Source organism: Kribbella sp. NBC_01510 (assembly GCF_045040325.1).
Classification (GTDB): domain Bacteria; phylum Actinomycetota; class Actinomycetes; order Propionibacteriales; family Kribbellaceae; genus Kribbella.
Window position 1 is genome coordinate 2358663 of sequence record NZ_CP109418.1, and the last position, 19383, is coordinate 2378045.

The following is a 19383-nucleotide window of genomic DNA, read 5'->3' on the forward strand; positions in this document are numbered from 1 at the left end:
GGTCGGCGAACTCGCTCGCAGACCCGGCCCGCCCAACTTTCGCGTCAGCGTTGCAGGGGTGGTTCGCCGCGGACGTACGAGCGGATGACGGTGGCGGCGGCGCCGCGCGCCCAGTTGTCGAAGGTGTGCGAGCGCAGCATCAGCCGGCAGTCTCCCGCGGCGCCGAAGGCATGGTCCGCGAACGTCTGCCGCATCCGCTCCTCGTACAGGTCGTACTCCGCCACGCCTTCGCCCGCGATCACCACGAGCTCCGGGCCGACCAGGTTCACCATCGCGGCCAGGGCCGCACCGATCACCTCACCGGCCCGGTCGAACGCCTCCCGCGCATGCTCGTCACCCTCGTGGGCCAGCTTGATCGCACCGGCCAGATCCAGGTCCGCACGCCCGGTCGTCTCACGGGTCCGCGCCAGGATCGCGTCCGACGAGGCAACGGTCTCCACGCAACCACGCCGGCCGCACGTGCACACCAGGTTGCCCGGCGCGAGGGGGAGATGGCCGAGCTCGCCGGAGACGCCGTACGCGCCGGACACCACTTCGCCGTTGATGTAGAGGCCGCAGCCGATGCCGGAGCCGATCGTCACGACCGCGAACGAGTCCGCGTTCACCCCGACGCCGAACCAGTGCTCGGCCACGGTCAGCGCGCGGACGTCGTTCGTGACCACGATCGGCACCTTGATCCGCTTGCCGAGCAACTCCGCGACCGGCACGCCGCGCCAGCCCATCAGCGGCGAGTCGCGCACCACGCCGTGCCGGGCATCCACATCACCGGACACCGCGACGCCGATCCCGATCAGCGGCCCGGCCGACACCTCGCCCGACTTCAGCGAACCGATCAACGCCTTCACCAGCTCGGCAAGCCGCTCGATCACCCGCTCCGGCGCTGTGTCGTCGAGCTTCTCGTGCCGGACGCTCAGGATCCCGGCGGTGAAGTCCGTGGTCACCCCGATCAGGCTGGTCGGGGTCACCTTCACCCCGATCACGGAGACGCTGCTCGGTACGACGGTCAGCGGGCTGACCGGCCGTCCGATGCCGAGTTGGCTGTCCACCTCGGCCGGCGCCGCCCCCTGCTCGGTGACGAACCCGGTCTCGATCAGCGGCGCGACCGCCTTCGTGACAGCCGCCTGGGACAGCCCGGTCCGGCGCGCGATCTCCACCCGCGGGATCGGGCCCTGGGTCAGAATCCTGGTCAGCACCGCGACTCCCGCCGGCGTGGCCAGGGGGAGCGGACGATGAGGACGCAGCGGCACGAGAACAACCTACCGGCGAGTCCGCCGCTAAACCTCGATATTTCCCAGGATGGGTGAGGTCAGGGCCCACCGGATGGTGCGGGTGAGGCCTTCGCCGGCCGCGCGAACGACGGTCCGCTCGGCCAGCGGCAGGTACGGGAGCCGCAGCGGCCAGCGGGTCCACCACGGCAGCAGTCCGACCGCGGCGGCCGTGAGTACGCCGTACGCCGGACGAGCGGCCCACGGCACCGGCGGGTGGACGAGCATGAAGCGCGCAGCCTGGCGTGCCTCGGTCGTGCCGCGGAGCTCCGGCCGATACTCGGCCAGCATCTGACGTAGCTCGACCATGGTGGTCGGAGGGTCGACCACACCGAGCTTGCGGGCCACGAGTGCGGCGTCCTCGACGTACAGGTCCTGCTCCGTGGCGTCGAGCGGCTGAACGCCGTACGTCTGGTGGGCGGCGAGGAAGCTGTCCAGCTCGGCCAGGTGGACCCACTTGAGCAGATGCGGGTCCGAAGCTCGGTACTTGACCCCGTCCGGACTGGTCCCGCGGACGCGCTCGTGCACCCCCTGGACGCGGGCGATCGCCTCCTCCGCGTCCGGGATCGCGCCGTACGTCGTGATCGCCAGGAAGTAGCTGGTCCGGCGCAACCGCCCCCACGGGTCGCCGCGATAGCCGGAGTGCGCCGAGACAGCCGCCATTGCCAGCGGATGCAGCGACTGCAGCAGCAGAGCGCGCAGGCCGCCGGCGAACATCGACGCGTCGCCATGCACCCGGCGGATCGGGCGGTCCGGTGCGAACCAGCGTGGACCGGGGGTGTTGTGCACCCGGTTGCGTTCAGCGCGCGGGTCCGGACCCGCCACCTTCGTCATGATCATCCGCGCGAGTCCGTCTCGCAGCGGGTCCAGCGGTCCAGCGAGGGTGGCGGTCATACGACCAGTGTGCCTCGACCGATCCCGTCAAGGTTCCAGGCGGCCGCCGGACGAACGCTCGGCGTACTCGTCCTCCAGCAGCGAGTAGAGGAGGGAGTCGCGCCAGTTGCCGTTGGTGAAGACGTGGTCGCGCAGGTGGCCTTCGTAGGTGAAGCCGATGCGCTTGACGACGGCGATCGAGGCCTCGTTCTCCGGGCCGATCGCCGCGGTGACCCGGTGCCTGCCGAGCGGGCCGAAGGCGAAGTCGAGCATCACGCGGGAGGCGTCGGTCGCGTAGCCGTGCCCCCAGTGGTCGGCGTGGATCGCATAGCCCAGCTTGGCCGCCCGGGGCCCACTCGGAGCGATCCGTGCGAAGCCGATCACTTGGTCGCCGTCCTGGCGCGTGACGGCGAGCATGTGCTCCGGGCGGTCCTCCCGCGCCGAGCGCTCGATGATGCCGGCCAGCATCTCCGCCGCCTTCTCGCGGTCGTAGCTGTCGAACGCCATCCAGGCGGTCACCCGGTCGTCGCCGGCGATCGCCAGGTAGTCGTCGAGGTCGGAGGGCCGAAAGTCACGGAGTCTGGTCAGGTCGCCGGTGAGGGGCTCCATCCGCACGCTACCGGGAGAAGGTCTGCATCGGCGTCCGGGTGAACATCTCGATCTCCTCCTGCAACTCCCGGGCGTCGTCCGCGCGTCCGGACTGCCGGAGCGCCTGGTGGACCCGGCGGGCCGAGTGCACCACGCCGTTGATCCGGCGCTCGGTCGGCAGGCCCAGCACCGGGGCGATCGCGTCGGCCGCGCCGTCCAGCTCGCCGCTGGCGATCCGGCTGATCGCCATCGCGGCCTGGCTGCCGGCGGCGTCGCCGAAGGCCCACTCCGGGTGGTTCTGGTCGGTATAGGCGTCGACGGCCTGGCTGGAGTACCGCTCGGCCTGGTCGACCTCACCGGGCAGCCAGGCGAGCGCGTCGGCGGCGTAGTACAGCTGGCGGTGACGGCCGAAGGTGCACAGGCCGCCCATCTCGTCCAGGTCGTCCTTGCGCACCGAGCTCCAGGCCTCTTCGGCCCGCTCGAGCGCGGCCCGGGTGGCCTCCGGGTTGCCCAGCGCCGCCCAGGCACGGGCCTCGCTGACCGGCAGCCAGACGCTGGTGGTGCTGTTGGCCTGCTCGGCGTACCCGGCGCCGAGCTGCGCGTACCGGACCGAGTCGTGCGGGTTGCCGGCCCAGTAGGAGACCAGGGACTGCAGGCCGCGCACCCAGGCGCGCAGGCCGTGGTGGTCGGCGTTGTCGGCGCACAGGAACGCGGTCCTCGCCTGCGTCAGGGCAGCATGCGGGTTACCGAGGTCGTGGGACGCCTTGGCCAGCAGACCGCCGGTCACGCCGCCGAGGAAGTAGAGCTGCCGCAGGTGCTCCGGGCGTTGCCGGCTCTCCAGCAGGGCGAAGACCAGGTCCTGGGTCTCGACCAGCTGGCCGAGGATCTCCGGCAGCGGGCGCTGCGGGTAGGCCTTCGCGACGTGGCGCACATCGTCGTACACCTGTTCCATGGCCTCGCTTCCGAGACCGGACTGGGCCGCGAGGGCAAACGCCCTCGCTCGGCTGGCAGCCATGTCGAGAACCTCCATCTCATTACCTGTCGTGATCCGTCCACTCGCGGCAGGTGACGGCACCACCTGGGCGGCCTGCTCGGCGACGTACGGCGCGAGGAGCTCCTCGACCGGTTTGCCGAACATGCGTTGCAGGGTGCGCCGGGTCTGAGGAGTGGTGCCTGCACGCTCGCCCGATGCGAGGCGCCGCAGGTGCCGCTCGGTGATGGTTCCACCCAGCTCGACGAACTCGGCGACGATCTCGGAGTAGGTCTGGTTCCGGCGCTGGATCAGGTGCGCCAGGACCGTCTTTGGCGTATACCTACCCGCCATCGTTCCTCCTGTTCACGTCAGATCAGACGTTGTCTCGACTCATGCCCCACGACAAGGTGCGGTCCCCCAGATGTCCGCCAGAGGACCGGAAGAGGTCCGGCAAAGGTCCGGTCCAGGTCCTAGAGCGGTCACGGTGGGCTCGTGCACCATTACTGCCATGACAACCAGTAAGTCCAACTGGTTGCAAGGGCTCAGAGTTACGGGGTGAGAGGTAGTGAGCATCGCGGAGATGACGTCGAGGCAGCACCGACGCAGAGTTCGGGTCTGGTTCGGCGAGCATGTGATCGCGCAGTACGTCGCGGACGCGCCACTGGCAGCCCGCTACGAACAGGCGATGCGGCGCCGTTTCGCCGGTCTCCGCGTCACCAACGACCTGCTCGGCCCGCTCGACAGCACCGACTGAAAACCTGAACCTCCGGGTCCTCCTCAGACCCGGCCGCTGCGCCCTGGAGTCTCCTCACGTCCAGGGGTAGCACTGGAAGGTCCGTGGCACTCCTCAGTCCCGGACGAAACCCAGGTGCGGTCCGGAGCACTCCTCAGCTCCGGACCGCACCGCCCACCGACCCGGCTGGGCCTGGCGGCTGACCCTGTATCGCCGCCGCCCAGCCGTTCCAACCACCTCCTGGCCGACACCTCGGGCCAGGCGGGGCGAGTGTCCTGGGCGGTAGGACACCGGAGGCTCCCGACACCTCACCGGGAGCCTCCCCCTGAGGTGGCCGGCTCTGCTGTGTGACCGTCGCGCCTGGGCGGTCACACAGCGGAGCCCTTCTTTCGTCCACCCGGGCCGGGGCCGGGGACGCCGGAGGGCTGCCGAGGCGGGGTGCCGTGGGCAGCGGTGATGGGGCGGGGATGTTTGGAGAGTTGCGACAGGCGGCGGGGGTGTGGAGGGCGAGTGGGGGCTTGAACAGGCTATTTCGGCTCCCCTGTCGTTTCCGCGGGTGTACCCGGGCGCGGCTCGCCACCTTGGGCACGGTTCAACCACGGAACGGCACGCACAACGACCATCCGGTGCACAAAGTCGACCTCGCGCCCCCCGCCCAAGGGTGACCTACCGATCGGGTCCCGAGGGCTCGGGGACGGTGGCGGAGGAGGGGGAGGGGACCGGTGTACCGACGGACGGGTAGTGGTCAGCCGGCGCGGGCACCTGGGTGCGGTGGTCAGCCTGAATGCCGGCCGGTCGGGTGGGGCGTGGCCGACCACTACCCGTTCGTCGGTACACCGGGTCTTTCCCGGGGACTCGATCAAGCAACCCTCTCGGACCGCGGACACCTGATCGAGGCCGCGGACACCACACCCCATGTCCGCACTCCCCAACGGGTGACCCCGCAGCCCCCGGACCCCACCGACCGCACCACAGACCCCGAACCCACCGACCGCACCACAGACCCCGAACCCACCGACCGCACCACAGACCCCGAACCCACCGACCGCACCACAGACCCCGAACCCACCGACCGCACCACAGACCCCGAACCCACCGACCGCACCGCAGCGGCCCCTATCACCCACACACCCAGCACAAGAGCCGAAATAGCCTCCTGTGCGGAGGCACCAGGTCCTGTTCACGGGCGCCAGTTGTGTCCTCGGGGTCGCTGGGTCAACGGGTGAGGTTTGCGGCCATCTTCCGCAGTACGTCGACGGTCGCGGCGTAGTCGTCGTCGCTGACTCCGGTCGTCACTCGCCTGCGCTGCTCCTGGACCTTCGTCGTCAGCGCCGCCAGCGCGACCCGGCCCGCGGGCGTGAGTTCGTCACCGCTCAGCCAGCCGCGCTCGGCCAGCGGGTCAGTGACCGTCGCGAGCTCCGCCGGGTCGCCGGTCAGGAACGGGGCCAGTGCGGTCGCAACCGACTCCGGGCCGGCGGCCGCGTTCAGTGCCTGCCATTGCCGGCGGGTCAACCCGTCTGTTGCGAGGACCTGCTCGAACGACGCCTCGAGCAGCCGATCCACCTCTTTCAGCCACCATCCGATAGGCTTGTTGTCATCTGACATATACATGTCAATCAACATATATCGTGGAGAGGCTGTGGCCAAGCCCGATCCTGTGACCGCGGTCGAGTCGGCGATGATCGCGGTCCGCCGGCGGCAGACCCGCCGTACCTTCGCGGTCGAGTCCGGCGGGCCCGACCCGGTCCAGGAGGTCCTCGACGCGATCGAGGCGGCGGCGCCCGACGCCCTCGGGGTGAACGGAGTGGCGGCTGCCCTCGCGGTGGACCAGCCGCGGGCGAGCAAGTTGGTGGCGGCGGCTGTGTCGGCAGGCCTGGTACGACGTGAGGCCGACCAGCGGGACGGGCGCCGGACGAACCTCGTGCTGACCGCCGCGGGCAGGGAGCAGCTCGACGTGGTGCACGCCTACCGCCGAGAGCGGTTCGCCGCGGCGATGGACGACTGGACCGCCACCGAGCGCGAGACCTTCGCGGACCTCCTGACCCGCTTCGTGGCCGGCTTGGACCGTTAGATGTCCGCCTCCGGTCCGGTGACCTGGGCCGCGTCGGTGACGTAGACGGCGAAGGGAGCGTCGGGCCGGACCACAGGTGAGCCTTCGACCCAGCCCTCCGCGGTGATCTCGCCTGCGTAGGTCATGCCGAGCCGCTCCATCACCGCCCGAGACGGACGGTTGTGTTGCTCGGTGAACGCGATCACCGCCTGAGCGCCCAATGTCCCGAACGCGAACTCCAGCCCTGCACGCCCGATCTCGGTGGCCAGACCGCGCCCCCGCGCCGACGCGACCAGTGCCCACCCCAACTCCAGCCGATCGACCGCCCACTCCGCGCTGACCAACTCGGCGATAGCCGCGGCCGCCGGCGCATCGGCCGGTATCCGGGACAGCCCGCCGCGGCCGGCCAGCGCGCCACCGACGCGCTCGTAGGCGATCCACTTGCTCACGCCGTCTCGCTCCCAAGCGTCCCGGAACCCGGCAGTTCGCCGTGCCGCCTCCTCGGGCGACCAGGACTCGTCGTACCAGTGCGCCATCACCGGGTCCGCGTACAGGCTGACGAGGTCCTCCACATGTCCGGGCAGGACCCCGTTGGGCCCGGTGATCGGTTCGAGGCGGAGGCGGTCGGTGAACCTGGTCCGCACCGTGTGTGCCACCAGATCGCGTAATCGCCGGTCGCCGTCAGTCCGATTGACCATCAGCAGGTCCAGTTCGTCCGGCCCGACCCAGGCCGACGCGTCGTGCTTGCCGGCTTCCAGCCGCGGACGAGTGAGGTCTCCGTCGACGGTGATCAGGTAGTCGAGCTCACGCCGTACGCGTCCCCGGTACTCCCACTCCCAGTCGGCGACGGCCCACACGATGTCGCGGACCTTCCACCCGGTCTCCTCCTCGACCTCACGCGCCAGCGCCTCCTCCGGCGTCTCCCCTGCTTCCAGGTGCCCGCCGACGATGTCCCAGATCTCCGGATACAACCGCCGCTCCGCCGTACGCCGCTGCACATAAACGCGATGTTGTTCGTCCCGGATCAAAGCACCCACACAGTCAACCGAACGCATGCCCCCAACCTAGACCGAGGCGCGCCGGTGGGCTCAGCGATAGCCGCTGCCGTTGCACATTGCGCAGGTCGTGTAGCCGCCGTTGCAGGCCCAGCAGCTCTTCCATGTCGAGTCGTTGTCCTGGATCGATCCGCGGCCATGGCACGTCCAGCACATCTGTTTGCCATTGGTGCAGGCAGAGCAGACCTGCTTCGCGGGGCTGGCTGCGAGCCAGCTGGCGGAGGTCGACCCTTGGGGTGGCAGCTGGCCGGCCCGCGGACGGTTGGCCGCGCGGGTGTTGCGCTTCGCCACGCGGGCGGCGATGCAGTCCGCGTCGGCGGCCGCGACCCCCGGGCGGATCCGGACGTAGTACCACACAGCTACCGGGATGCTCAGCAGGATGAAGTACGTGACAACGGGCAACAGTGCCCAGAGCCACTTCCTTCGTCCGGCCTGCTTCCAGGCATGCCCGTGCAGTCGCAAGACACTGACGACCATCACAACGGATGCCGCCATGCCTGCGTACGTGATGAACTCGAGAATCCCCGCTGTGCTCATGTCCCCGCCCCCAGTTCGGAGTATGTGCTTGCCTCAGGCACCTGCACAAGATCAGCAGGAACAGCACTACCGGCCGCGCTCGGCCGGTTGCGGAGATGGCTGGTCAGCGACCTGCCGGTGGGCGTTCGGCGACTCTGTTGGGCATGAAGAGGACCGCGACGACGAGGAGTACGGCGGCGATCGCGGCGCCGTAGAACACATCGTGGATCGCGGGAGCGAGCACCTCGCCCGGGAGTTTCTCCAAGTCCTCGTGGCTGTTGCCGAGGCGTGCTGCGACCACACCGTTGGCCACTGCGCCGAAGACCGCGACGCCGACCGCACTACCGACCGAGCGCGAGAACATGTTGGCGCCCGTCACCACACCGCGCGTCGTCCAGTCCACCGACGACTGGGCGGCCACGACCGACGGTGACGCGGAGAAGCCGAGACCGACGCCGATCACGAAGCAGGCGGCGGCAAGATGCAGTACGGAGCTGCCGGAGTCGACCATCAACAGCAGAGCCGACCCGAGTACGACGATGATCGCGCCGAAGAGCATGGTCGTGCGGAACCCGAGCCGCAGATAGATGCGCCCGGCAAGCGATGCCGCGATCGGCCACCCCAGCGTCATCGCGGCCAACGCGAACCCGGCGACCAGAGCCGACGTACCGAGCACACTCTGGGCGAAGAGCGGGACGTACGTCGACAGGCCGATCATCAGCAGCCCGATCAGCAGAGCGGCCGAGTTGGCCGAGTTGAGCACGCGCTGGCCAAGCACCCACAACGGCAGGATCGGTTCGGCCGCCCGGCGCTCGACCAGGACGAACACGATCAGCAGCACCGCCGCCGCGGCCAGGATCGCGATGCTCGCGCCGGAGGCCCAGGTCCACATCACGCCGCCCTCGAGCAGGCCGAGCAGCAACAGGGAACCGCCGATCGCGAGCAGAACCGCGCCGGCGTAGTCGATCTGGTGGCTGGTCTTCTGGGTGACGTTCTCCTGGAAGCGGCGCACCAGCACCCACGCGGCGGCGAGTCCGAGCGGGATGTTCACGAAGAAGATCCAGCGCCAGGAGATGTAGTCCGAGAACACGCCGCCCAGCGTCGGGCCGACGAACGACGCGATCCCCCACACGCTGGCGATGTAGCCCTGCACCTTGGCCCGCTCCGCGACCGTGTAGATGTCGCCGACGATCGTCATCCCGATCGGCTGGATCGCGCCCGCGCCGAGACCCTGGACCAGCCGGAACGCGATCAGCGCCGGCATGCTCCAGGCGAACCCGCACAGCACCGAGCCGAGGATGAACAGCCCGACGCCGAGCAGCATGATCGGCTTGCGGCCGCGCAGGTCGGCGAGCTTGCCGTAGATCGGCACCGACACCGCCTGGGCCAGCAGATAGATCGAGAACAGCCAGGGGAACTGGGTGAACCCGCCGAGGTCATCGACGATCGACGGTACGGCGGTGGCCAGAATGGTGGCGTCGATCGCGACCAGCCCGACGCTCAGCATCACCGCGAGCAGGATCGGCCCACGCTCCGACCGGAGCCCCACACTCGCCCGGTCGATCCGCTCAGTAGTCATATCAGTGGTCAATGTATGTGATCTGACAACAATTCCCCGAGCCCAGGCCCAGTTGGTGGACCAGTGCCCGGAGTCGGGGCCGGGAACACCATCTGGTGGGCGCGGACAGGCAATAACTTGTCTCAGCCCACCACTGCCCGTGTCAGGTCCCGGGAGTTGACGGAGCGGCACGCGGAGGTGGGGACTGTGGGCTTACGGGCGGTTACGCTCCGGGGGGTGAGGATCCGGGATGGGATGGTGCGGGCCGTCGTGCTCGTGGTGACTGTGTCACTCACCCTGGTGTTGTTGCCGATCGCGATCAACGTGGGCACCGGCGGGACGGCGCCGAGGTTCCTCGCGCCGTACGCGGGCTGGACCTGGCCGCTGATCGGGCTGCTCTGGCTCGTCGCGATCGTCACCGCACTGTTCGAGTTCCGCAGCCGTCGCCTGCCGACAGTCTCCGGACGCAGTGCGGACCAGCCACGCAACCGGCCTAACGCGCTCGCCCGCGTCGACCGTTACCTGTCCCAGCGTCATGCCGGCTCGCTCGCCTCCCGCACCCGCATCGCGCTCGCTCTCGACGAACGGCCCGAGGCAGTACTGCGCCCGTACGACCTGTTGGTCCAGCCGCTCGACAGCGCACCTCGCGAGGTGCCCGACGACACCGACATCGCTGCGGTGTTCGACGAGCTCCAGGACTCCATGCTGATTCTGGGTGCGCCCGGCGCCGGCAAGACCACTCTGCTGCTGGAGCTCGCCCGCACGCTGTCCGAGCAGGCCCACGCCGACGAGAGCAAGCCGATCCCGGTCGTGGTCGATCTGGCCGGCTGGACCGCGCAGCCGTCCCGCAAGGATGACGACGACCCGCTCGACAGCCCGAACCTGGCCGGCTTCGTCCGCTGGCTCCTGTTCGAGCTCAGCACCCGCTACGGCATCCCCGCCGCCGTCGGCCGCATCTGGCTGCGGCGTGGTCGCTTGGCCCTTCTCCTCGACGGTCTCGACGAGATCGCCAAGCCGAACCGTCCCAAGCTTGCACCGGTGCTGGAAGAACTCCGCCGCCGCTATCTGATCGGGAAGCTCGCAGTCACCTGCCGCACCCAGGACTACGAGCTCCTCCCCGACCAGCTCAGCCTGTACGGCGCTGTGCACATCAGACCGCTCAACCGGCAACAGGTGCTCGACTACTTCGCCGCCGTCGGGCCGGAGCTGGACGGCGCTCGCACCGCGATCGAGCAGGACGACACACTCTGGGACCTGGTCAACTCACCCCTGATGCTGAACGTCACGATCCTCGCCTACCAGGGCCGAGCCCCGGAGGAGGTCGCCGCCGGCGGCGTCGCAGACCTCCGCTGCGAACTGTTCGACACCTACATCACCGAGGTCCTCGCCCGCGACCGCTCCACCAGCCGCCAGTACGACTCCAGCACGGCGGTCCGCTCACTGTGGTGCCTCGCCTGGTGGACCCGCAGCCGCGCCGGCGATCGCACCGCCGTACCCAGATGGCTCGTCCCGAACGGCTGGTACGGCCTCTCGCTCCCAGAGGTGGACTACCTCGCCCACGCCGTCTGCCTGCCCGCACTCTTCGCCGGCCTCGCCGCGGGCGCGACCCTCGTGACGCTTGCGCAGTACGGCGTACTCGCGGCGCTGGCCGTGGCCGGGGCCACACTGCTGCTCGTGCACCTGCGCCCACACCCCTGGCAGGCACTCACCACCGACGGACCCAGACCGCAGTGGGCGCCACTCCTGACAGCCACACTCCTCGCGGGTACGGCGACCACCGTCATCCTCACGGTCGCCGCGATCGGACTGGTGGAGTTCCTTCCGACATCGATCGCCCTCGCGATCGAGGCGGCCGCGATCGCAGCGTCGTACGTCGTCGAGCTGATGGTGTTCCATGACAACCGGCGCCGGCTGCTGCTCGCGGTCCGGCTGACGGTCGTCGTCGCGGCCAGTTGGGTGACGCTCGGCCTCGGTGACGCGCCGGGCAGCTTCGCCGCCGGGCTCGCGATCGGTCTAATGGTTGCCCAAGGCATCCGCATGGTGAAGTCGCTCCCGACCGACCACCTGGTCCGCCCGACGACCGGACAGGGCTGGCGGATGGACCCGTGGGTGCTGGGCGGTGCCGCCGCCGGACTCCTGCTGGCCCTGGCGCTCGGTGCGGACCCGGCCTCGCCCCACCTGGAAGCCGCCGCCGGCGTCATCGTCGGAGCGGTCGCCGCGAAGGCTTGGCGCCGCCGGCCACCGGTGTTCGCCGGCCCCCTGTCCCGCCTGCTCCACGACTTCCTGCTCCGCTGGACCGGATACCTTCCCTGGCGCCGTCGCGCGTTCCTCAGGTACGCCGCCGACCGCTATGTGCTCGCCCGCAGCGGCCGCGGGGAGTACTCCTTCATCCACCTGCTCGTCCGCGACCACCTGGCCGAATGCTCACCCGACCAACTGGCTGCCAAGGTCGACCGCCGCATCGCCGCACGTGCCGCCCGCCGTTAGGCAATGTCCGGCTCGGTCAGGGCGTGACCGATCAGGCTGCTCGTGAGGGCAAGGGCGATCAGCGTGCTGAGCGCGACGCGTAGGGACGTGTGCTCGGCGATCGTGCCGAGGACCGGGGTGGCGACGCCACCGATGCTGACGGCCAGGCCGAGTGTCATCCCGCCGGCGGTGCCGATGCGGCTCGGGAGGAAGTCCTGTCCGAGGGTGACGTGCAGCGAGAACGGGATCGACATCGCGATCGCGGTGACGGCGAGGAACCCGAAGAACGCCGGCCCGGGCGCGAGCACCAGACCCGCGAGCGCCGGCACGGCGACGGCGTACGACGTCCGCAGGGTCCGGACCCGCCCGCAACGGGTGGCGAACCGGCCGCCGAGCAGCGTGCCGAACGCACCGGCCGCGAACAGCACGAACAGCGCCACCCCGCCGGTCGTCGTCGTCCCGCCGCCGACCCGCTGACCGGCGTACAGGGCGATGAACGTGCCGAGTCCGACGAACACGATCGATCGGCAGATCATGATCGCCGACAACCGCAGGAACGACGACCAGTCGTCGGCGCCGGCCAACGGTTGTTTGCTAGGGGCAACTAGATTAGTGGATCGAAGCGCGAGCTGGGTGACCGCTGCGCCGAAGAGTGCTGGGATCATGAGTAGCGGTGTGAGCGACAATCCACCGGCCGCGATCAGCGGCGTGACCAGCACCGGTGCCAGCGCGAACCCGACGTTCCCGCCGACCGAGAACCAGCTCATCCCGACATGGCTCCCGCCACTCACCGCCCGCGCCATCCGCGCGGCCTCCGGGTGGTACGCCGCCACCCCCAGCCCGGACAACGCGGCCGCCAGCCAGCTCAGCCAGTACGACGGCCCGACCCCGACCAGCGCGATCCCGAGCCCGGCGGTGGTCATGGCGACCGGGATCAGCCAGGTCAGCGGCCGCCGGTCCGTCAGTACGCCGAACACCGGCTGGACCACCGAGGACAGCAAGGTCGCGGCCAAGGTGATCCCGGACACCGCGACGTACCCGAGCCCGCGCTCGGCGACCAGGAACGGCACCAGCGCCGGGACGCTGCCCTGGTAGACATCCACGCAGGCGTGGCCAACCGCCATCAGCCCGATCGGTCGCAGTCTCCGCACACCATCGATCGTCGTGGGCGGACTGCCTGTCCGGCTTCCGATAAAATGCCAACCTATGCCGGAAACCCGCCAACGTACCGCGACCACCGGCCACCAGCCGATCCGGGCCGGCGGCGGCATCGAGGCGCACTGGCATGACCAGCATCAGATCGTCTACGCCGGCCGCGGCGTCCTCTCGGTCACCACCGACGCGGGCAGCTGGATCGCCCCGGCCACCCGGGCGATCTGGGTCCCCGGCGGCACCCTCCACCAACACCGCGCGTACGGCGAGACCACGCTGCACACAGTTGGCCTCACCGTGAACCCACTCGGTCTGGACGGACCGTCGGCCTTGGTGGTCAGCCCGCTGCTGAGGGAGCTGATCCGGGTCTACACGTCAGGTGATGGCGACCCGGTGGAACGGGAGCGGCTGCACGCCGTACTGCTTGATCAGCTGCGGCGATCGCCGCAGCGGCCTATGTATCTACCGGCACCCCACGACCCACGGCTGGCCGCTGTCTGCGACCTGTTGCGCGAGGACCCCGCGGACACCCGGACGCTGACGGAGCTGGGCCGTGAGGTCGGCGCGAGTGAGCGCACCCTGAGCCGCCTCTGCCAGACCGACCTGGGGATGACGTTCCCGCAGTGGCGCACCCAGCTGCGCCTGCATCACGCTCTCCGGCTCCTGGCCCACAACGAGTCGGTGACCCGCGTGGCGCACCAGTGTGGGTGGGCGTCGACGAGTGCGTTCATCGACACCTTCCGCCGGGCGTTCGGTCACACGCCGCGGTCTCGCAAGGCCTGATCGAGGATGCGGCTCCACTGCCGCACGATCCCCCGACGCCGCGCACTGTCATCCGTGAGCAGGTCAGCCAGCCCGAGACCGCGCGCCATGTCCAGCACACCCTGCACGGTCTCCCGGACACCAGGCGTCCGTTCGCTCACCTCGAGCACTTCCAGCAGCGCCCGGTGGGCCTGGCGCCCGACATGCGCCTCCAACCGGACGATCTGCCGCCGCAACGCCTCCTCGGTCGATGCAGCGACCCACAGATGCAGGGCCGCCCGGAAGAGCGGTCCGGTGTAGACCTCCGCGAGCATCCCGACAATCGCCTCGGTCCGGCCGGGGCCGCTGGGCAGTCGACCAGCCTGAGCACGGATCTCCGCCAGCCGCACCTCGGTCATGTACTCGACCGCCGCCGCGAACAGATCCGCCCGCGTCGGGAAGTGGTGCTGAGCGGCACCTCGCGACACCCCGGCCCGGGTCGCCACGACACTCACCGTCGTCGCGGCGTACCCGACCTCGGCCAGCGACTCCACGGCCGCCGCGAGCAGCCGCTGCCGGGTCGCCCGGCTGCGGTCCTGCTGGGGTGCTTTGAGGCCGTGAGCGAGCGCAGCGAGTTCACCATTGAACACTTCACTCACGGGCGGCCTCGCGGGCTCGCAGCTCCCGCCGCAGGATCTTGCCGGACGTGGCCTTCGGCACCGCCTCGATGAACTCCACCTGCCGGATCTTCTTGTACGGCGCCACCCGCGCCGCGACGTACTCCATCACGTCGGCCTCGGTCAGCTCGATCCCCGGCATCGGCACCACGAACGCCTTCGGCACCTCGTTGCCTTCGACATCGACCCCGATCACCGCCGCGTCCGCGATCCGGTCGTCGGTGAGCAGCACCGCCTCCAGCTCGGCCGGCGGCACCTGGTAGCCGTGATACTTGATCAGTTCCTTCACCCGGTCGACGACGTACAGATAACCGCGCTCGTCCACCCGGCCGATGTCGCCCGTGTGCAGCCAGCCATCCGGGTCGATGGTCGCGTCGGTCTCGGCCTGCCGGCCCAGGTAACCCTTCATCACCTGTGGCCCGCGGATCCAGATCTCGCCGGTCTCCTCGTCGCCCACATCGTTGCCATCGGCACCGACCAGCCGCATCTCGGTGGACGGGAACAGTTTGCCCACGGCGCCGGGCGGCGGCTCCTGGTCGTCCTGCGGCACCGAGTGCGTACCCGGCGACAGCTCGGTCATGCCATAGGCCTGCAGTACGGCATGCAGCCCGAGCCGTTTCGCGCACGCCTCGGCCAGCTCACCGTCCAGCGGCGCCGCCGCGGACATCACGTACTTCAGCGCGGACAGGTCGACCCCGTCCACCGCCGGGTGCTTGGCCAGCGCCAGCACCACCGGCGGCGCCACGAACGCGCGGGTGATCCTCTGCTGGTCGAGCGTGGTGAGGAACTGGTCCAGGTCGAACTTCGGCAGCACGACGACCGCCGCACCGAGGCGCAGTGGGAGATTCATCAGCACGGTCAGGCCGTAGATATGGAAGAACGGCAGGATCGCGATGATCCGCTCGTCCTCGCCGAGCTTGATCATCACCTCGGCCTGCGCGATGTTCGTCGCGATGTTCCGATGTGTCAGCATCACGCCCTTGGCCGCACCGGTGGTCCCGCTGGAATACGGGAGTACGGCGACGTCCTCGGCCGGATCGATCGTCACGTCCGGCTCGGGGCCCGTGGACGCGATCAGTTCCAGCACCGAGCGGTACCCCTCGGCGCTGTCGCAGACGAGGATCTCGCCGACGTCCGTGCCCTCGACCGCCCGGGTGGCGACCGGCAGGAACAGCGAGATCGTCACCAGCAACTTGGCCTTCGAGTCGACCAGCTGCTTGTGCAGCTCGTCCGCGGTGTAGAGCGCGTTGACCGTGGTAACTGTCGCGCCGGCGCGGGTGGCCCCGTAGAAGACGACCGGGTAGAGGATCGTGTTCGGGCTGTAGAGCGCGATCGTGTCGCCGTGCCGGATCCCGAGCTCGGCCAGGCCGGCCGCGACCCGGCGGCTCATCGCGTCCAGCTGGGCGTAGCTGATCTCCTGGCCCGTGACCCCGTCGACCATGGCCGGCCGGTCGCCGTACTCCTGGGCGCGACCGAGGACGGCGTCGTGGATCGGGACGTCGAGCACTTCGACGGGCGGGAATTCACTGGTGATGATCATCGGCGGGATCCTCTCCTTGCCCGGATGGTGAACAGACTGTGCTGGATCTCAGTACGACTTGGGTAGACCCAGCGAGTGCTGGGCGACGAAGTTCAGGATCATTTCCCGGCTGACCGGGGCGATCCGGGTCGCCCGGGCGGCCGCGACCAGCGAGGCGACGCCGTACTCCGTCGTCATGCCGTTGCCGCCGAGCGACTGGACCGCCTGGTCGGTGGCCCGGACCGCCACCTCGCCGGCGGCGTACTTGGCCATGTTCGCGGCCTCGCCGGCCGCCAGGTCGTCGCCCGCGTCGTACAGCGCGGCGGCCTTCTGCATCATCAGCCGGGCCAGTTCGAGCTCGATCTTGATCTGCGCGAGCGGGTGCGCGATCCCTTGGTGGGCGCCGATGGGCGTGTTCCAGACCTGCCGCTCCTTGACGTACGCGGTCGCCTTGCCGAGCGCGTGCCGGGCGATCCCGAGCGCGAACGCGGACGCCATGATCCGCTCCGGGTTGAGGCCGGCGAACAGCTGCATCAGGGCCGCGTCCTCGGAGCCGACGAGCGCCTCGCGCGGCAGTCGTACGTCGTCGAGGAACAAGGCGAACTGCTTGTCCGGGCTGATCAGGTCCATCTCGATCTGCCGGTACTCCACCCCGGGCGCGTCCACCGGGACGATGAACAGCGCCGGCTTGAGCTTGCCGGTCCGGGCGTCCTCGGTCCGGCCGACCACGAGCACCGCCTGGGCCACGTCGAGCCCGGAGATGAAGACCTTCCGCCCGGTCAGCGACCAGCCGTCCTCGGTACGCCGGGCGGTCGTGGTGATCTGGTGGGAGTTCGACCCGGCGTCGGGCTCGGTGATCGCGAACGCCATGATCGTCGTACCGTCGGCCAGACCGGGCAGCCAGCGTTGCTTCTGCTCGTCGGTGCCGAAGCGGGCGATCACCGTGCCGCAGATCGACGGCGAGACCACCAGCATCAGCAACGGGCAGCCCGCGGCGCCGAGCTCCTCGAGCACGATCGACAGGTCGGCCATGCCGCCGCCTCCACCGCCGTACTCCTCGGGCAGGTTCACGCCGAGGTAGCCGAGCTTGCCGGCCTCCAGCCACAGCTCGGTCGTGTGCCCGCCGCTCCGCGCCTGCTGGTTGAACCACGCATAGCCGTACTTCTTCCCGAGCTCCCGCACTGCCTTGCGGAGCGCTTGGCGTTCTTCGGATTCGGTGAAGCTCATGCTTCCTCCCCTACGACCGCCAGTACGGCGCCGACCTCGACCTGCTGTCCTGCCTCGACCATGAGCTCACCGACGATCCCGTCGGCCGGCGCGGCGATAGTGTGCTCCATCTTCATCGCCTCCAGCCACAGCAACGGCTGCCCTTGTCTGACCTCGTCACCGACCTGCACCCCGACCCGGATCACGATCCCCGGCATTGGCGCCACCAACGATCCGGCCGCGACCTGCTGCGACGGGTCCGTGAACCGTTCCACCGGAGTCAACGCGACGCTCCCCCATGACGAGTCCACACAGACGAGCCCGTCGTACGCCGCTACCTCGAAGGTACGCCGTACGCCGTCAACCGCCAGCACCACGCGGTCCGCCGTACTGTCGACGAGCTGAACGTTGCCCGCAGCAACCAACCCGTCCCGGGTCAGCCGATACTCGACCTGGTGGGTGTCGTCCCCTGCCCGGTAGCTCTTCCGCTGCGGCTGCGACGCCAGATTCCGCCACCCACTCGGCACCCGGACCACCGGCACTCGGGCGGCCGCATCCGCCAGCGCAACCGCCAACGCCGAAACCCTGACGACCTCGGCATCAACAGCGGGCGCAATCCCGTGCACCTCGAAGAACCCTGTGTCCGTGTCACCCGCCAAGAACGCGGGATGCCGCAGGATCCACACCAGCAAGTCGCGGTTGGTGCCCACGCCGTGGATCTTCGCCCGCGCCAGCTCCGCGGCCAACCGCGCCGCGGCCACGGCTCGGCTCGGCGCCCAGACGATCACCTTGGCCAGCATCGCGTCGTAGAACGGCGACACCGCCGACCCGTCAACCACCCCGGACTCGACCCGCAGCCGAGGTCCTCTGCCGCCGTGGGGAAACTTTTCGTCACCTGGTGCAAGTTTGTTTCCCCACAGCTGACCATCCCCGACACTGAAGCGGTGAATCCGGCCGGTTGTGGGCTGCCAGTCGTGGGCTGGGTCCTCGGCGTAGACGCGCACCTCGATCGCGTGACCGACCGTCTCAGGCGGCCCAGGGGGCAGCGGTTCGCCGGCTGCGATCGCGAACTGCAACTCCACCAGGTCGAGGCCTGTGGTCTCCTCGGTGACTGGGTGCTCCACCTGGAGGCGGGTGTTCATCTCCAGGAAGTAGAACGCGCCCTTCTCATCGGCGAGGAACTCGACGGTGCCGGCGCCCACGTACGCGATCGCGGCGGCCGCCTTTCGGGCAGCGCCGAAGAGTTCGGCGCGCATGGACGGGATCCGCTCGACCAGCGGGGACGGGGCTTCCTCGATGACCTTCTGGTGGCGGCGTTGGATGGAGCACTCGCGTTCGCCGACCGCCCAGATCGTGCCGTGCCGGTCGGCCATGATCTGGACCTCGATGTGGCGGCCGGACGCGAGGTAGCGCTCGCAGAAGACCGTGCCGTCCCCGAAAGCGGACAACGCTTCGGCGGAGGCCGCCTCGATCTCGTTCGGCAGGTCCTCCAGCCGCGTGACCACCCGCATCCCGCGTCCACCACCGCCGGCCGATGCTTTCACCAGCACCGGCAAGTCGTCCGCGGAGACCTCCGCGGGCGTGAGCTCGGCGAGCACCGGCACGCCGGCCGCCGACATCAGCTTCTTCGCCTCGATCTTCGAGCCCATCGACGAGATCGCGTCCACCGGCGGCCCGATCCACGTCAGACCCGCATCGATCACGGCCTGCGCGAACCCGGCGTTCTCCGACAGGAAGCCGTAGCCGGGATGTACGGCGTCCGCGCCGGCCCGCAAGGCCGCTTCGATGATCAAGTCAGCACGGAGATAGGTCTCGCCGGGCGTGTTGCCGGGCAGGTGTATCGCCGCGTCCGCCTCGGTCACGTGGGGCGATCCCGCGTCGGCGGTCGAGTGGACGGCGACCGTCGAGAGGCCGAGCGTGCGCGCGGTACGGAAGATCCGCCGAGCGATCTCGCCCCGATTGGCAACGAGCACGGAGGTGATCACGCGCGGCTCCAAAAGCACAGTCATCG

At 69.7% G+C, this 19383-nt stretch carries 17 protein-coding genes; 4 read left to right on the top strand and 13 right to left on the bottom strand.

The genetic code is table 11. The features are described 5' to 3' along the window. Positions 1-44: 44 nt before the first annotated feature. Genes OG558_RS11735 through OG558_RS11750 form a run of 4 tightly spaced genes read right to left on the bottom strand, consistent with a single transcriptional unit; the run spans position 45 to position 4050 of the window. The gene (locus tag OG558_RS11735) at positions 45-1247 is read right to left on the bottom strand and encodes an ROK family protein (RefSeq protein ID WP_405070239.1); all 1203 of its coding nucleotides are present in this window, start codon (positions 1245-1247) and stop codon (positions 45-47) included. Positions 1248-1274: 27 nt separating this feature from the next. After that, on the bottom strand, positions 1275-2159 hold the full coding sequence (locus OG558_RS11740) for an oxygenase MpaB family protein (RefSeq protein ID WP_328524952.1): 885 nt from the start codon (positions 2157-2159) through the stop codon (positions 1275-1277). A 27-nt stretch (positions 2160-2186) separates the two neighbouring features. After that, a complete protein-coding gene (locus OG558_RS11745; RefSeq protein WP_405070240.1) occupies positions 2187-2747 on the bottom strand; it encodes a GNAT family N-acetyltransferase in 561 nt (186 codons plus the stop codon). A gap of 7 nt (positions 2748-2754) precedes the next feature. Further along, entirely contained in the window at positions 2755-4050 is a 1296-nt protein-coding gene (locus OG558_RS11750; protein ID WP_405070241.1) for an XRE family transcriptional regulator, read from the bottom strand. Positions 4051-4279: 229 nt separating this feature from the next. On the opposite strand from OG558_RS11750, the gene OG558_RS11755 reads away from it, so the two are divergent. Continuing rightward, on the top strand, positions 4280-4453 hold the full coding sequence (locus tag OG558_RS11755) for a hypothetical protein (RefSeq protein WP_328524955.1): 174 nt from the start codon (positions 4280-4282) through the stop codon (positions 4451-4453). Positions 4454-5647: 1194 nt separating this feature from the next. Here the strand turns inward: OG558_RS11755 and OG558_RS11760 are convergent. Beyond that, entirely contained in the window at positions 5648-6043 is a 396-nt protein-coding gene (locus OG558_RS11760; protein WP_405070242.1) for a MarR family winged helix-turn-helix transcriptional regulator, read from the bottom strand. Between the two features lie 28 nt (positions 6044-6071). Between OG558_RS11760 and OG558_RS11765 the strand changes: the two genes are divergently transcribed. Then, positions 6072-6503 carry a MarR family winged helix-turn-helix transcriptional regulator gene (locus OG558_RS11765; protein ID WP_405070243.1) on the top strand — a complete coding sequence of 144 codons (432 nt, stop codon included), beginning with the start codon at positions 6072-6074 and terminating at the stop codon, positions 6501-6503. On the opposite strand, the gene OG558_RS11770 is transcribed toward OG558_RS11765, so the two are convergent. The 3 genes from OG558_RS11770 to OG558_RS11780 all read right to left on the bottom strand — a co-directional run bounded on the left by OG558_RS11770 (position 6500) and on the right by OG558_RS11780 (position 9632). Continuing rightward, the gene (locus OG558_RS11770; protein WP_405070244.1) at positions 6500-7537 is read right to left on the bottom strand and encodes a GNAT family N-acetyltransferase; all 1038 of its coding nucleotides are present in this window, start codon (positions 7535-7537) and stop codon (positions 6500-6502) included. The genes OG558_RS11765 and OG558_RS11770 overlap by 4 nt on opposite strands. Positions 7538-7570: 33 nt before the next feature. Beyond that, complete coding sequence (locus OG558_RS11775) at positions 7571-8074, bottom strand: hypothetical protein (protein WP_405070245.1); 504 nt, start codon at positions 8072-8074, stop codon at positions 7571-7573. 103 nt (positions 8075-8177) lie between these two features. Beyond that, positions 8178-9632, bottom strand: coding sequence for an MDR family MFS transporter (locus tag OG558_RS11780; RefSeq protein WP_405070246.1), 1455 nt, complete (start codon positions 9630-9632; stop codon positions 8178-8180). A gap of 216 nt (positions 9633-9848) precedes the next feature. Here OG558_RS11780 and OG558_RS11785 point away from each other — a divergent pair, with 216 nt between their 5' ends. Beyond that, entirely contained in the window at positions 9849-12098 is a 2250-nt protein-coding gene (locus tag OG558_RS11785) for an NACHT domain-containing protein (protein WP_405070247.1), read from the top strand. Here the strand turns inward: OG558_RS11785 and OG558_RS11790 are convergent. Continuing rightward, positions 12095-13228, bottom strand: a complete 1134-nt coding sequence (locus OG558_RS11790) for an MFS transporter (protein WP_405070248.1) — start codon at positions 13226-13228, stop codon at positions 12095-12097. The genes OG558_RS11785 and OG558_RS11790 overlap by 4 nt on opposite strands. Before the next feature lie 55 nt (positions 13229-13283). On the opposite strand from OG558_RS11790, the gene OG558_RS11795 reads away from it, so the two are divergent. After that, complete coding sequence (locus OG558_RS11795) at positions 13284-14012, top strand: AraC family transcriptional regulator (protein WP_405070249.1); 729 nt, start codon at positions 13284-13286, stop codon at positions 14010-14012. Here the strand turns inward: OG558_RS11795 and OG558_RS11800 are convergent. Genes OG558_RS11800 through OG558_RS11815 form a run of 4 tightly spaced genes read right to left on the bottom strand, consistent with a single transcriptional unit; the run spans position 13985 to position 19381 of the window. After that, on the bottom strand, positions 13985-14629 hold the full coding sequence (locus OG558_RS11800) for a TetR/AcrR family transcriptional regulator (RefSeq protein WP_405070250.1): 645 nt from the start codon (positions 14627-14629) through the stop codon (positions 13985-13987). The genes OG558_RS11795 and OG558_RS11800 overlap by 28 nt on opposite strands. Beyond that, the gene (locus OG558_RS11805; protein ID WP_405070251.1) at positions 14622-16187 is read right to left on the bottom strand and encodes an AMP-binding protein; all 1566 of its coding nucleotides are present in this window, start codon (positions 16185-16187) and stop codon (positions 14622-14624) included. The genes OG558_RS11800 and OG558_RS11805 overlap by 8 nt, the downstream gene beginning before the upstream one ends. Before the next feature lie 48 nt (positions 16188-16235). After that, positions 16236-17393: an acyl-CoA dehydrogenase family protein gene (locus tag OG558_RS11810; protein WP_405070252.1), complete on the bottom strand. Its 1158-nt coding sequence runs from the start codon at positions 17391-17393 to the stop codon at positions 16236-16238. Continuing rightward, positions 17390-19381, bottom strand: coding sequence for an acetyl/propionyl/methylcrotonyl-CoA carboxylase subunit alpha (locus OG558_RS11815; RefSeq protein ID WP_405070253.1), 1992 nt, complete (start codon positions 19379-19381; stop codon positions 17390-17392). The genes OG558_RS11810 and OG558_RS11815 overlap by 4 nt, the downstream gene beginning before the upstream one ends. Positions 19382-19383 lie beyond the last annotated feature (2 nt).

Coding starts and splice junctions, on each gene's coding strand:
- OG558_RS11795 (WP_405070249.1), top strand. CDS start 13,284: ATGCCGGAAACCCGCCAACGTACCGCGACCACCGGCCACCAGCCGATC.
- OG558_RS11810 (WP_405070252.1), bottom strand. CDS start 17,393: ATGAGCTTCACCGAATCCGAAGAACGCCAAGCGCTCCGCAAGGCAGTG.
- OG558_RS11760 (WP_405070242.1), bottom strand. CDS start 6,043: ATGTATATGTCAGATGACAACAAGCCTATCGGATGGTGGCTGAAAGAG.
- OG558_RS11745 (WP_405070240.1), bottom strand. CDS start 2,747: ATGGAGCCCCTCACCGGCGACCTGACCAGACTCCGTGACTTTCGGCCC.
- OG558_RS11755 (WP_328524955.1), top strand. CDS start 4,280: ATGACGTCGAGGCAGCACCGACGCAGAGTTCGGGTCTGGTTCGGCGAG.
- OG558_RS11805 (WP_405070251.1), bottom strand. CDS start 16,187: ATGATCATCACCAGTGAATTCCCGCCCGTCGAAGTGCTCGACGTCCCG.
- OG558_RS11775 (WP_405070245.1), bottom strand. CDS start 8,074: ATGAGCACAGCGGGGATTCTCGAGTTCATCACGTACGCAGGCATGGCG.
- OG558_RS11740 (WP_328524952.1), bottom strand. CDS start 2,159: ATGACCGCCACCCTCGCTGGACCGCTGGACCCGCTGCGAGACGGACTC.
- OG558_RS11750 (WP_405070241.1), bottom strand. CDS start 4,050: ATGGCGGGTAGGTATACGCCAAAGACGGTCCTGGCGCACCTGATCCAG.
- OG558_RS11770 (WP_405070244.1), bottom strand. CDS start 7,537: ATGCGTTCGGTTGACTGTGTGGGTGCTTTGATCCGGGACGAACAACAT.
- OG558_RS11815 (WP_405070253.1), bottom strand. CDS start 19,381: ATGACTGTGCTTTTGGAGCCGCGCGTGATCACCTCCGTGCTCGTTGCC.
- OG558_RS11780 (WP_405070246.1), bottom strand. CDS start 9,632: ATGACTACTGAGCGGATCGACCGGGCGAGTGTGGGGCTCCGGTCGGAG.